12 protein-coding genes are annotated in these 13,400 nt (G+C 67.2%); 8 read left to right on the top strand and 4 right to left on the bottom strand.

What is annotated here, in order from left to right; all coding sequences use genetic code 11:
• The first annotated feature begins 102 nt into the window (after positions 1–102).
• From ACZK3J_RS06885 to ACZK3J_RS06875, 3 genes are all read left to right on the top strand, one after another.
• Complete coding sequence (locus ACZK3J_RS06885; RefSeq protein ID WP_049462404.1) at positions 103–1,581, top strand: DNA-3-methyladenine glycosylase 2; 1,479 nt, start codon at positions 103–105, stop codon at positions 1,579–1,581.
• Positions 1,578–2,069 (top strand): methylated-DNA--[protein]-cysteine S-methyltransferase, encoded by a 492-nt coding sequence (locus ACZK3J_RS06880; RefSeq protein ID WP_049462403.1) that lies wholly within the window; start codon positions 1,578–1,580, stop codon positions 2,067–2,069. The genes ACZK3J_RS06885 and ACZK3J_RS06880 overlap by 4 nt, the downstream gene beginning before the upstream one ends.
• A 422-nt stretch (positions 2,070–2,491) precedes the next feature.
• Positions 2,492–3,742, top strand: a complete 1,251-nt coding sequence (locus tag ACZK3J_RS06875; RefSeq protein WP_049462401.1) for an alkaline phosphatase family protein — start codon at positions 2,492–2,494, stop codon at positions 3,740–3,742.
• Positions 3,743–3,892: 150 nt separating this feature from the next.
• On the opposite strand, the gene ACZK3J_RS06870 is transcribed toward ACZK3J_RS06875, so the two are convergent.
• Together ACZK3J_RS06870 and ACZK3J_RS06865 are read right to left on the bottom strand one after the other, a co-directional pair.
• Positions 3,893–4,072, bottom strand: a complete 180-nt coding sequence (locus tag ACZK3J_RS06870; RefSeq protein WP_004150462.1) for a 30S ribosomal protein THX — start codon at positions 4,070–4,072, stop codon at positions 3,893–3,895.
• Between the two features lie 110 nt (positions 4,073–4,182).
• The gene (locus ACZK3J_RS06865) at positions 4,183–4,596 is read right to left on the bottom strand and encodes a MerC domain-containing protein (RefSeq protein WP_008264835.1); all 414 of its coding nucleotides are present in this window, start codon (positions 4,594–4,596) and stop codon (positions 4,183–4,185) included.
• Positions 4,597–4,732: 136 nt separating this feature from the next.
• Here ACZK3J_RS06865 and ACZK3J_RS06860 point away from each other — a divergent pair, with 136 nt between their 5' ends.
• From ACZK3J_RS06860 to ACZK3J_RS06840, 5 genes are all read left to right on the top strand, one after another.
• Complete coding sequence (locus ACZK3J_RS06860; RefSeq protein ID WP_478476653.1) at positions 4,733–6,937, top strand: TonB-dependent receptor; 2,205 nt, start codon at positions 4,733–4,735, stop codon at positions 6,935–6,937.
• Positions 6,938–7,166: 229 nt separating this feature from the next.
• Positions 7,167–7,733: a TetR/AcrR family transcriptional regulator gene (locus ACZK3J_RS06855; protein ID WP_010483118.1), complete on the top strand. Its 567-nt coding sequence runs from the start codon at positions 7,167–7,169 to the stop codon at positions 7,731–7,733.
• A complete protein-coding gene (locus ACZK3J_RS06850) occupies positions 7,733–9,406 on the top strand; it encodes an MFS transporter (protein WP_414577155.1) in 1,674 nt (557 codons plus the stop codon). The genes ACZK3J_RS06855 and ACZK3J_RS06850 overlap by 1 nt, the downstream gene beginning before the upstream one ends.
• A 10-nt stretch (positions 9,407–9,416) precedes the next feature.
• On the top strand, positions 9,417–10,577 hold the full coding sequence (locus ACZK3J_RS06845) for an HlyD family secretion protein (RefSeq protein ID WP_134951719.1): 1,161 nt from the start codon (positions 9,417–9,419) through the stop codon (positions 10,575–10,577).
• A 75-nt stretch (positions 10,578–10,652) separates the two neighbouring features.
• Positions 10,653–11,306 carry a hypothetical protein gene (locus tag ACZK3J_RS06840; RefSeq protein ID WP_134951720.1) on the top strand — a complete coding sequence of 218 codons (654 nt, stop codon included), beginning with the start codon at positions 10,653–10,655 and terminating at the stop codon, positions 11,304–11,306.
• Positions 11,307–11,338: 32 nt separating this feature from the next.
• On the opposite strand, the gene ACZK3J_RS06835 is transcribed toward ACZK3J_RS06840, so the two are convergent.
• Together ACZK3J_RS06835 and gltX are read right to left on the bottom strand one after the other, a co-directional pair.
• Positions 11,339–11,830 (bottom strand): Fur family transcriptional regulator, encoded by a 492-nt coding sequence (locus ACZK3J_RS06835; protein ID WP_004150412.1) that lies wholly within the window; start codon positions 11,828–11,830, stop codon positions 11,339–11,341.
• A gap of 34 nt (positions 11,831–11,864) precedes the next feature.
• Entirely contained in the window at positions 11,865–13,268 is a 1,404-nt protein-coding gene (gltX, locus tag ACZK3J_RS06830; protein WP_049462392.1) for a glutamate--tRNA ligase, read from the bottom strand.
• Positions 13,269–13,400 lie beyond the last annotated feature (132 nt).

Genomic DNA, 13,400 nt, shown 5'->3' with positions numbered 1-13,400 from the left:
TGGCCTCGGCGGGTGCAGGGCTGCAAGCCCTGCCAGCCCCCCTCCAGCATCCATGTCCGAATCCGGCGAGTATCCCCGCCCTCACACGCCTAGACTGGCGCCATGGACACCGCCCTTGCCCTCGACACCGCCGCCTGCGACCGCGCCCGCCTGGCCCGCGACGCACGCTTCGACGGCGTGTTCTACACCGCCGTGCGCAGCACCGGCATCTATTGCCGCCCCGTGTGCCCGGCACCGCCACCGAAGCCACGCAACATCACCTACTACCCGACTGCGGCCGCTGCTGCGGCAGCCGGTTACCGCCCGTGCCTGCGCTGCCGCCCCGAGCTGGCACCGCAGGCGCAGCAGGCACTGGCCGGGCAGACCGTGCAGCGCGCACTGGCCCTGATCCATGGTGGCTTCCTGCAGGAACAGCCGGTAGCCGACCTCGCAGAGAAGATCGGACTCAGCGCGCGCCAGCTGCAGCGCCTGTTCGTCGAACATCTGGGCGCAACGCCAGGGCAGATCCACGCCACCCATCGCCTGCTGCTGGCCAAGCAGCTGTTGACCGAGACCACGCTGCCGGTGACCGACGTCGCGCTGGCCGCCGGCTACAACAGCCTGCGCCGTTTCAATACCGCCTTCCTGCAGGGCTGTGGCATGGCACCGACGGCACTGCGTCGCCAGCACCAGCCGCTGGCCGCCGACGATGGCTGCCTGGTACTGCGTCTGGCATACCGGCCACCACTGGATTTCCCACGCATGCTGGCCTTCCTGCGCAAGCGCAGCCTGCCCGGCATCGAGCTGATCGGCGAAGACAGCTACCAGCGCGTGCTCGGCACACCCGAGCGCCCCACCCTGCTGCGCGTCACTGCCGACCCCAAGCGCCCGGAACTGCGCCTGCAGCTGGGCGCGGTCGATCCGCGCCTGATCCCGGACATCGTGCGCCGCGTACGTCGCGTGTTCGATCTGGACGCCGACCTGCAGCAGGTACACGCCGCGCTCGGCGAAGAGCCGCTGCTGGCGCGCGGCATTGCCGAACGTCCCGGGCTGCGCGTACCGGGCGGCTGGGATGGCTTCGAAGTGGGCGTGCGCGCGGTGCTCGGCCAACAGGTCAGCGTGGCCGCGGCCACCACCTTCGCGCGGCGGCTGGTGGATGCCTATGGCGCGCACCTGCCGGGCATGCCGCCGGAGTTCGATCGCCAGTTCCCGGCCCCCGAGCTGCTGGCCGAAGCACCACTGGAATCGATCGGCCTGCCACGCAGCCGCGCCGCCACCGTGCGTGCGCTTGCCGCCGCCTGCGCCAGCGGCGCGCTCGACTTCGGCCCGGGCCAAGCGCTGGAAGAGTTCGTTTCCCGCTGCGTGGCACTACCCGGCATCGGTCCGTGGACCGCGCAGTACATCGCCTTGCGCGGGCTCGGCCAGCCCGATGCCTTCCCGGCCGGCGATCTTGTGTTGCAGCAGGTCCTCGGCCACGCACAGGGCCAGCGCCTGAGCGAACGTGCGACCGAAGCGCGCTCGCAACCCTGGCGGCCGTGGCGCGCCTATGCCGTGCTGCACCTGTGGCACCTGTCCGGCACTTTCGTTGGAGAACCGACATGACCCTGTTGTTCGATCGTTTCGACAGCCCGATCGGCGTGCTGACCATCGCCGGTGACGAGCGTGGCCTGTCCCATGTGCTGTTCCCGGAAAACCGCCACCCGGCACGCGGCCGCGACGACTGGCACTACGCGCCGGATGCGCTGCCGGAAGCGCGCGAGCAGCTGCTGCAGTTCCTGCACGGTGAACGCAGCAGCTTCGACCTGGAGCTGGCGCCACGCGGCACGCCGTTCCAGCTGCGTGTGTGGCAGGCGCTGGCGTTGATCCCGTTCGGCCAGACCTGGAGCTACCTGCAGCTGGCGCAGCACCTGGGCCACCCCAGTGCGACCCGCGCCGTCGGCGCTGCCAATGGGCGCAATCCGCTGCCGATCATCCTGCCCTGCCATCGTGTAATCGGCAGCAACGGCGCGCTGACCGGCTTTGGTGGCGGACTGGAAACCAAGGCCGCGCTGCTGCGACTGGAACAACGCCAGGCCCCGCTGTTCGCCTGAGAGGGCTGGCCGGGCTGCGCCCGGCACCCGCAGAGGCTAGAGCAACAGCAACAGCGGGCTTCCTGCGCGGAGGCGGGGTGGGTCCGGTTGCAGGGGACGCTGCAAGTACGTCCCTGTAAGCTCGGTCGCGCCATCCATGGCGCTCACGCCCCTGCAACCGGACCCACCCCGCCTTCGACAGGTTCCTGCGATCTGTCGGGACGGCGCACTACACGGCTGCTGGTAGGTGTCGACCTTGGTCGACACGGTAGATCCACGCCATGCGTGGATGGAAGCATCGGGAACATGTCTGGAGAAAAGCCTCCTTCTTGTTGAAGGGGGCGCGCCGACAGGCGCGGGGATAAGGAAAAATGCGCGGACACGCTGCGCCCTTCGGCGCAGCGTGTCTTGGGCGCGTCATTGCACCGGCTTATCATGGGCGGATGACTTCCGTACGCCTGACCTGCGCGCTGGCGCTGCTGCTGCCATTGGCCGCCTGCACCACCGCGCCCGCCCCTTCCGCCTCCGCTCCCACCGCTGTCGCTGCGGCTGCGCCGCCGAAGCTGCTGCTGATCTCCATCGACGGCCTGCGCGCCGATGCGCTGGACCGCGGTCTGACCCCGAACCTGCAGCGCCTGATCGACGGCGGCGTGCGTGCACGCTGGATGACCCCGTCCTATCCGTCGCTGACCTTCCCCAACCACTACACCATCGTCACCGGCCTGCGCCCGGACCACCACGGCATCGTCAACAACAGCATGGACGATGAAGCCCTAGGCCGGTTCGAGCTGAGCAACCGTGAGGCGGTCACCACCAGCGGCTGGTGGGGCGGCGAACCGATCTGGGTCGGCGCTGAGAACGCCGGGGTTCGTTCGGCCACCACCTCGTGGCCAGGCAGTGAATCGGAAATCCGCGGTGTGCGCCCCAGCCAGTGGCGCGTCTACGACGGCAAGGAACCACTGGAGCAGCGCGCCGGCATCGTGCTCGATTGGCTTGCACAGACCGATGCCGATGCACCCCGCCTGACCACGCTGTACATGGAACATGTGGACAAGGCCGGCCACAACTACGGCCCCGAATCGAAGCAGTATGCCGACGCCATCGTGCGCGCCGACCAGATCGTCGGCCAGGTGCTCGATGGACTGCAGCAGCGCGGCCTGGCCGCGACCACCAACGTGATTGTGGTCTCCGACCATGGCATGGCCAGCGTCCCGGTCGGCCAGGTGATCGCCACCGAATCAATGGCCGCCCCGGCCATCGCGCGCAATGTCAGCCAGGGCCAGTCGGTGGGCTTCGCGCCGGTAGCTGGCCATGAGGCCGCCGCCGAGCGCGCACTGCTCGGTCGTCACGCGCACTACGAGTGCTGGAAGAAAGAGAACCTGCCGCCGCGCCTGCACTACGGCACCCACCCGCGCATTCCCGCCATTGTCTGCATGATGGATGAAGGCTGGGATGCCCTGCACCAGGAGAAGATCGCCAAGCGCGACCATCAGGATCGTGGCTCGCATGGCTACGACAATGCCCTGCCCTCCATGCGCGCGGTATTCGTGGCCAGCGGCCCGTCGTTCCGCCAGGGCCTGGTGATCGATGGCTTCGACAATGTCGACGTCTACCCGCTGCTGGCCGACCTGCTGCAGGTGCCGGCCGCGCCGAACGATGGCAATCCGGAAACGTTGAAGAAAACCCTGCGCTGACGCTCCTGTAGAGCCGAGCCCATGCTCGGCTGGCCGAATGCAGCCGAGCATGGGCTCGGCTCTACATAGAATCGTGTGCCGGCGTGCGCGCGGGCACAAAAAAACGCGGCGCCAGGCGCCGCGTTTTTCGTTGAACCGGTCCAGGCCGGATCAGGCCTTGGCGACGGCCTTCTTCGCCACAGCCTTCTTCGCCGGAGCCTTGGCCACGGTCTTCTTGGCAACCGGAGCGGCGGCGCCTACGGCGACCTTGCTCGCGGTGTGCGAACGGGCGTTGCCGTAGCTGGCGTTGTAGCGCTTGCCCTTGGCGGTCTTGCGGTCACCCTTACCCATGTCTTCAACTCCTCAAATGTGAAATCTGGTTACCCCGTACTGACACGGGTTCGGCGGGGCCGCCTTGCTGGGCGCCCCCGCGCACGATCGAAAATCCTATCACGGAGCGCCTAGTGCGCGCAGCTGGCGTCGTGCACGTGACCGTGGTTGAGGCGCAGGTTGACCAGATGGGCGACCCCCACCAGCAGGCCGCCGATGGTCATCACCACCGCGTGTGGCACCGCATTGTGGTGCAGCGGGTCGTACAGCACGCCGGCCCACAACGCCACCAGGCCGGGAATCAGGAAGCCCAGCGCACGCAGCGCACCATGCCGGCGGTAGCCCCAGACCAGGCTGAACAATCCGAGCAGGGTGACGAACACCACCAGCGCCTGTTCCACCCCATCGCTCAGCCAGAACGACAGGCCCAGCGACGGCGCCGCCGCCAGCAGCACGGGGATCACCGCACAGTGCACCGCGCACAGCATCGAACCAGTGGCGCCGAAACGGTCGAGCAGGTGGCGCAGGCGTGAGGACAGGGACATGACTTCCAGCAGGGTCGGCGAATCGTTATGGAATAATATAACATCTGCTCCCGACCCGCACGGTTTTCCTCCCCCTGTCCCGCTGACGGGATACGTGCGCCCAGCGATTGATACACTGTAACAAAGGACCCGCTCCATGCCCGCCCACACCCCGCGGTTGAAGCCGCATTCCCTCGCTCTGGCCCTCGCCGCCCTGCTGCCTTCGGTTGCCTTTGCCGCCGGCGATGACAGCGCTCAGCGTGACCGCCACCTGACTGAACTGTCGTCGGTGCAGGTCACCGGGTCGCCACTGCAGGGCGATGCCGAATCGCTGGCGCGCCCGGTGGAGGTACTGGCCGGCGAACGCCTGGACGAGCAGAAGGCCGGCACCCTCGGCGATACCGTGGCCAAGCTGCCGGGCGTGCAGAGCACGTTCTTCGGCCCTGGCGTCGGCCGCCCGATCATCCGCGGCCAGGAAGGCCCGCGCGTGGCTGTGCTGTCCAATGGCATGGGCAACATGGATGCCTCCACCGTCAGCGCCGACCATGCCACCAGCATCGAGCCGTTCCTGGCCGACCAGATCGAAGTGCTGAAGGGCCCGGCCACGCTGCTGTTCGGCAGTGGTGCCATCGGTGGCGCGGTCAATGTGGTGGATGGCCGCATCGCCCGCGAGCTGCCGGAGCGCCCGCTCAGCGGCCGCGCCGAGCTGCGCGGCAATTCGGTGAACAACGAGCGCAGCGGCATGTTCCGCCTCGATGGCGTCAGCGGCAATGTCGTGCTGCATGTGGACGGCCTGGTGCGCAATGGCGACGACTACCGCATTCCCGGCTATGCAGTGATCGACAGCCTTGAAGACCATCACGATCACGACCATGACCACGCGGGCGAAGAAGGCGAAGAACCGCGCCGCGGCCGCCTCGACAACAGCTCCATCCGCACCCGCGCCGGCGGCGTCGGCGCGACCTGGCTGGGCGACGGCGGCTACTTCGGCGTATCGGCCAGCACCTATCGCACCAACTACGGCATTCCCAATGGCGCGCACGTGCATGCCGATGGCGATGATCATGGCCATGACCACGGCCACGACCATGGCGATGAAGAGGAAGGCGGCGACGAGCATGACGTGCGCATCGACATGGTGCAGAACCGCTTCGAGACCAAGGCCGGCATCTACAACCCGGTCTCGTTCCTGAAGAACATCAATGCACGCGTGGCCTACACCGACTACGAGCACGTGGAGCTGGAAGCCGGCACGCCGTCCACCCGCTTCACCAACCGTGGCATCGAGGCGCGCCTGGAAGCGGTGCAGCAGCAGATCGGCGGCTGGGACGGCGCGTTCGGCCTGCAGTTCGGCAACAGTGATTTCGGTGCCAAGGGCGAAGAGGCGTTCGTTCCGGATACCGGCACGAAGAACATCGGCCTGTTCGTACTGCAGGAAAAGCAGTTCGGCCCGTTCAAGCTGGAACTGGGCGGCCGCCACGACCAGGTCAAGCTGGACCCGACCGGTGACTACCGCCGCCGCACCTTCGGCGCCACCAACCTGTCTGCGGCCGGCATCTGGAAGCTCAACGATGCCGTTGACCTGCGCATCGGCGTGGACAGCTCCGAGCGTGCACCGACCAACGAAGAGCTGTATGCCGCCGGCGCACACATCGCCACCCGCTCGCTGGAAATCGGTGACGCCAACCTGAAGACCGAGCGCGGCCAGCGCGTGGAACTGGGCATCCACACCCACAGCGAACGCCTGGACTTCTCGGCGTCGGTCTACCAGACCAAATTCAAGGACTTCATCTACCTGGCCGACACCGGCGTTACCGAGGGTCTGCCGGTCCGCGCCTGGACGCAACAGGATGCGGTGTTCCGCGGTGCCGAAGCCGAAGCGCTGGTGCACCTGTTCGAAGGCGGCGCCGGTGACTGGGATCTGCGCGTGTTCGGCGACTACGTGAAGGCCAAGCTGGATGGCAACGGCAGCCGCAACCTCGACATCGCCGTGCCGCATGGCGACCACAACCACAACTACAGCGTGGAGCTGGCCAACACCGGCTACCTGCCGCGCATCGCCCCGGCCCGCGTCGGCGCCGACCTGCGCTGGTCGAAGGACGGCTGGCGCGCCTCGGTCGGTGCGGTCCGCTACAGCCGCCAGAAGGATGTCGCCCAGAACGAAGCGCCGAGCGACGGCTACACCCTGGTCGACGCGCATCTGGCCTACCGCTGGGATCGCAACGCGAGCAACAGCTACGAGGTGTTCCTGGATGGCAGCAACCTGACCAACCGCGAAGTGCGTCCGCATACCTCGCTGCTGCGTGATTACTCGCCGCTGCCGGGCCGTGGTGTCGCATTCGGCATCCGCGCGTTCTTCTGATCGCGTAGTGGAGTCGGATCCCATTCCAGAGGAATGGGTTCTGACCCCAGCCTCAGCCCACGCATGGCGTGGATCCAATGCAAGCAGATCCGATGGGGGCCTTCTGGCCCCCATCTCTTTGTGCAGCATCCATCACGCATTCGTCACAAAGATGTGCGTACCACAACAAGCGGACAATCCCGTCACTCAAAGTCTCGCCAATCGGACACTTTTGTCCGAAAATAATTCCATGACTGCCCAACGTGCCGATGCTGCTGCCCGCCGTGCCCTCATCCTCGACGCCGCCGATCATGTGTTCGGCCAACACGGTGTCACCGCCCCGCTGGACCTGGTGGTCGAACGCGCCCAGGTGGGCCGCGCCACCCTGTACCGCAACTTCCCCGACCGCACCGCGCTGATCCAGGCACTGCTGCAACGTACGGTCGACCGTATCCGGCGCCAGGTCGAGCAGCTCGGCGACCGCGACGATGCCCTGTTCGAGGTGTTCGAGGGCATGGCCCAGCGCATCATCGATTCGCCGGCATTGGCCGATTACTGGCGGGCGGTGGATTCGGACGTGCCAGCCATGCGCACCGCGCGCGAGACCGTGCGCGATCTGCTGGAAGCACCGATCGCCCGTGCCAAGGCCGCCGGACTGTGCCGTGCCGACCTGGAGAAGACGGACATTTCACTGATCTCGGGCATGCTGGGCGCAGCCCTGCGCGGCAAGACCCGCGACGAGCGCGCCCACCTGGCCGGGCGTGCCCTGCAGCTGCTGCGCGGGGGTCTCCAGGGAGCAACCAGCGAGGCCCGCTGATGGTCCAGCCGTATCTGAAGCCGGTTCCGGATTGGGAGGAGCACGAGAAGCCGACCATGCCCGGTTCGGCGTCGATGCCCTGGCACCCACCGTATCGACGCGTGGCCTATGCACTGGTGTCGCTGCTGGTGGCGATCACCGGTGGCCTTGGCAATGCACTGGTCACCGCCAACCTGCCCTTCCTGCAGGGCCAGCTGGCACTGACGCCGACCCAGGGCAGCTGGCTGGTGGCGGCCTATGCAATGGTCAACGTCACGGCCAACCTGCTGGCCTTCAAGTTCCGCCAGCAGTACGGCATCCGCCTGTTCGCCGAGATCGGCCTGGGCCTGTACGCAGCACTGGCGGTGCTGCACCTGTTCGTTGGCAGCTTCGAGACCACGATGCTGACCCGTGCCGCCAGCGGCTTCGCTGGCGCCGCCTGTTCGACACTGGGCACGCTGTACATGCTGCAGGCGCTGCCACGACGGTTCACCGGCAATCTGCTGGTGGTTGGCGTGGGCCTCTCGCAGCTGGCGGTGCCGATCGCCTGGATCGTCTCGCCGGGCCTGGTCGATACCGGCCAGTGGCACCAGCTCTACTCGTTTGAAGCCGGGCTGGCCCTGTGCGCGTTCGCGGCAGTGGTGGTGCTGAAGCTGCCGCCCGGTATCCAGGTGAAAACCTTCGAGCCGCTGGACTTCCTCACCTTCGCCCTGCTTGCGCCGGCTGTCGCGCTGCTGGTGATCGTACTGGCGCAGGGCTACACCCGCTGGTGGCTCAACACGCCATGGCTGGGTTGGGCGCTGGTCGCCTCGATCGTGCTCTCCACCACTGCCTTCATCATCGAACACTACCGGCGCAATCCACTGCTGCAGATCCGCTGGCTGTCGAAGCTGCCGGTGCTGCACTTCATCGTCGGCGCGTTCCTGATCCGCTTCCTGACCACCGAGCAGTCCTACGGCGTGGTCAACCTGATGCGCACGCTGGGCATGGGCCCGGACCAGATGCGCCCGCTGTTCGTGGTGATACTCGCAGGTGTGGTCACCGGCATCGCCGGCGCTTCGTTGACCTTCGGCCCGAAGCGGCTGATTCCGCAGCTGCTGATGGCGATCCTGCTGTTGGGCGCAGCCGCCTTCTTCGACCAGCACCGCACCAGCCTGGACCGGCCGCACGACTTCTACGTCAGCCAGTTCCTGGCCTCGGTCGGTGCCGGCATGTTCATGGGCCCGTTGATCATGCTCGGCATCTCCGCCGCGCTGAAGCAGGGTGTGGACCACATGATCACCTTCCTGGTGACGCTGTCGATCACACAGACGCTGGGCGGCCTGGCCGGTTCGGCGGTGCTGGGTACCTTCCAGCTGCACCGCGAGCAGCTGTACTCCAGTGCATTGACCAGCCAGCTCGACCCGGCCGACCCGGTGGTGGCACAACGCCTGCGCCTCCAGCAGCAGTTGTACAGCGCACAGATCACCGACCCGGTGCTGCGCAGCGCGCAGGGCAGCGCGCAGCTGGCGCAGACCACGCGCCGCGAAGCCAACGTGCGTGGCTTCAATGATGTGTTCACGCTGAGCGGCTGGCTGGCGATCGGCTTCCTGGGCTGGTTGCTGCTGCTGTCGCTGCGCACCGCCGTGCTCAAGCAATGGCGCAAGCGCCACCCCACTTCCCCCGCTGCGGCCACGCCGGCCGCGCCCCGCTGAGTCCTCCTCCATGCCTCCCGTCCCGCCCCGCCCCGACGACATCGACGCCGACAACGTCACTCCACCGCCGCCGACCGATGCGGCGCCTGCGCCCACGCCCGCGACACCGGCTGCCGCGCCGAAGTACCTCAAGCCCAGCGCGCGCAGCGTGGTGGTGATGGTGGTGGTGGCCTTGCTGGGCATTGCGCTGATCCTGCGCGCCTGGCACCTGTGGCCGTTCACCAGCAGCGTGATGGTGACCGACAACGCCTATGTGCGCGGGCAGATCACGGTGATGGCGCCACAGGTGAACGGCTACGTGACCGAAGTGCTGGTGAAGGACTTCCAGCACGTGAGGGAGGGCGAGCCGCTGCTGCGCATCGATGACCGCATCTACACGCAGCGTGTCGCCCAGGCGCAGGCAACGCTGGACAGCGCACGTGCGGCACTGGCCAACTCGGACCAGTCGCAGGCGCAGAACCGTGCGCAGATCGCCTCCGCACACGCCACATTGTCGGCCGGCCAGGCGGAGCTGCAACGCTCGCGCAACGAGCTGAAGCGCTACGAGGAACTGGCCGCGCAGCAACTGGTGTCGGTCAACGACCGCGACAAGTTCCGCACCACCCAGGCCTCAGCACAGGCCAGCGTGCAGCAGTCGCAGGCGCAGATCCGCATCGCCGAGGAAACGCTGGTGTCGACCCAGGTGGCGCGCAAGAGCCTGGAGGCCCAGGTGGAAAGTGCACAGGCACAACTGGAACTGGCGCGCATCGACCTGGCCAACACGGTGATCCACGCACCGCGCGACGGCCAGATCAGCGAAGCCAGCGTGCGCGTGGGCCAGTACGTCGCCGCCGGTTCGCAGCTGCTGTTCCTGGTGCCTGACGCGCTATGGGTGGTGGCCAACTACAAGGAAGGCCAGACCTGGGGCATGGCGATCGGTCAGCCGGCCACGTTCTCGGTGGACGCGTTCCAGGGCCAGGTGCTGCGCGGCCGCGTGCAGGAGATCGCACCCGCCACAGGTTCGGAGTTCAGCGTGCTGCGCCCGGACAACGCCAGCGGCAACTTCACCAAGGTGGTGCAGCGGCTGCCGGTGCGGATATCGATCAATGAAGGTCAGACGCTGGCCGCACAGCTGCGGCCCGGCATGTCGGTGATCGTGCGGGTAGATACCCGGTCCAAGCCGATGGACTAGGGTGCAGGCTGCTGACTGCCTTCACCCCATTGATCCGCTACCGTTGCGGATCTGGATCAGGATCGCTGGAAGACGATGAAATTTACGACACTGGCCAGGCGGGCGGCCAAGGACACGCTGGAAGCGGAAGATCTGATCGCCTTCGTGCAGGAGCACGGCGCCGAAGGTGGCAAGGAAATTGAGCGGCTGCGGATACTGCACGGTTGGCCGGATGATGGCCTGCTGGGCGATGGTAGCCGGGTCGTACCGTTCGGCGGCTGGGCCAAGGCCTGCACCGCCTGGGGACGCCAGGGCGTGGAAGGCCTGCGCGATATGCTGGGGGACCCCCAGCTGGCAGTGTTCGCGCTCGGCACACTGGCCGATGTGAGTGGCCCCGCCGCCATTGCCGTCCTGCTGGACTTTGCCGAACGCGCTGACTGGTCGCGTGCGGGCACACCGCGTGATCTGCCCTGCCAGGCGCTTTACTGCCTCAATACCGCGCTTTCAGGGAAGACCGGCGTTGAGGTTACACCCGGCATGCAGGCGTCGATGCTGCGTATCGCCAAGCTCATCTGGGACGCCAGGGTGCCCAATGTGCATTTCCTGGCGCAGGCACTGTATTTCGTGCGCCATGCCGACCCGGTACCAGCGCTCGCCTGGGTCGAGCAGTTGCGGGTGGACGACCCTGTACTGGTCGACGCACAGCGCAGCGTCCTGAAGCGTCTGAAAGAGCACGCCGCCCGGGACTGAGCGTGCGGCTCAGTCCGGGTATGCGCCGCGACTCAGCCCGCGCAGCGCGCGCAGAGCCCGTGCACTTCCAGGGTCTGCGCCTGCGGCTGGAAGCCCAGCTCCTTGGCGCGCTTCTCCAACTGGGTGACGATCTCGCGGTCTTCCAGCTCCACCGCGCTGTGGCAGCTGTTGCAGATCAGGAACGGCACCGAGTGCGCGGCACTGCTGGGATGGTGGCAGGCCACGAAGGCATTGACCGATTCCAGCTTGTGCACGAAGCCATTGGCCATCAGGAAGTCCAGCGCACGGTAAACGGTGGGCGGGGCATCAGCGCCCACGCCCTTGCCGTTGCGCACCCATTCCAGCAGTTCATAGGCCTTGACCGGCTTGCCGGCCTCGGCGATCAGCTTCAGCACATTGGCGCGGATCGGGGTCAGGCGCAGCCCGCGTTCGCGCGAGACACGCTCGACCACCGCCACGAAATCCGATGCGTCGTGGACGTGGTGGTGCGGGGCGGTACAGGCAGTGGCGGTCTTGGCGGGCATGCGTGTTCTCCGGTTCGGGCCTGGCAAGGATGCCTCAGGCCGTTGCTACCTTGGTGATGGCCACATCAATGCGTTTCAAGGCCTGCTCGCGGCCGGCCAGGTAAACGGTATGGGAAATGTCAGGACTGACCTGGGTGCCGGTGATGGCCACGCGCAGCGGCTGGGCCACCTTGCCCATGCCGATTTCCAACGCTGCGGCCGCGTCGTGCAGGGCGACGCCCACCGACTCGGCGGTCCATTCCGGCAGGGCGGCCAGCAGCTCGCGGGCCTTGCCCAGCGCCACTTCGGCACCGGCCTTGAAGTGCTTGGCCACCGCCGCTTCGTCGTACTCGGTCAGCGGCTGGTACCAGACCACCGCCTTCTCGGCCATTTCCTTCAGGGTCTGCACGCGTTCACGCAGGGCGATCACCACGTCCTCCGGGGCGGGACCGGCAGCCACGTCCAGGCCCAGCTTCTGCAGCTGGTAGACCAGGTGCGGCACGATCGCGGACACATCCTCGGTCTTCAGGAAGTGCTGGTTGACCCAGCCCAGCTTGGCCATGTCCAGGCGCGAGGCCTTGGAATTGCAGTCCTTCACGTCGAACAGGTCGATCAGCTCCTGGCGGCTGAACAGCTCCTGGTCACCGTGCGACCAGCCCAGGCGGGCCAGGTAGCTCAGCAGCGCGTCCGGCAGGTAGCCGGCGTCCTTGTACTGCATCACGTCGGCCGCGCCGGTGCGCTTGGACAGCTTGGCGCCCTGCTCGTCCAGGATCATCGGCATGTGGCCGAACCTCGGCACCGGCGCGCCGATGCCTTCGTACAGGTTGATCTGGCGCGGGGTGTTGTTGATGTGGTCGTCGCCGCGGATGACCTCGGTGATGCCCATGTCCCAGTCGTCCACCACCACCGCGAAGTTGTAGGTGGGGTAGCCGTCCGGGCGGAAGATGACCATGTCATCCAGCTCGCTGTTGGCGATCTCGATGCGGCCCTTGATCAGGTCGTCGAACACCACCGTGCCTTGCAGCGGGTTCTTGAAGCGGATGACGCGGTTCGGGTCGTCCTTGCGCGGCAGGCCCAGTTCGCGTGCAGCGCCGTTGTAGCGCGGCTTTTCCTGCCTGGCCATGGCGGCCTCGCGCATCGCATCCAGCTCTTCGCGGGTCTCATAGGCGTAGTACGCCTTGCCGTCGGCCACCAGCTGCTCGGCCACTTCCAGGTAACGGGCGACGCGGTCGGTCTGGTAGATCGGGCCTTCGTCATAGTCCAGGCCCAGCCACTCCATCGCCTCCAGGATCGCGTCGATCGCGCCCTGGGTGCTGCGTTCACGGTCGGTGTCCTCGATGCGCAGCACGAACTCGCCGCCACGGTGGCGGGCCTCCAGCCAGCAGTACAGCGCGGTGCGGGCACCGCCGATGTGCAGGTAACCGGTGGGGCTGGGGGCGAAGCGGGTGCGGCAGGTCATGGACGGCTCGAGGAACGGGAATCCCCCGATTTTACCAGCCCGCCGCCCCCGACGGAAAAAGGGGACGGAGGGGATTAAGTCGCGATTGCCCAGCCGCTGGGCCTGCAACCGGGAAACGGAGGGGAGAAACGA

It is taken from the genome of Stenotrophomonas sp. 86428_Sma (assembly GCF_056481585.1).
Note: the sequence above shows the minus strand (reverse complement) of the source record. Positions and strands in the feature narration are given on the sequence as shown.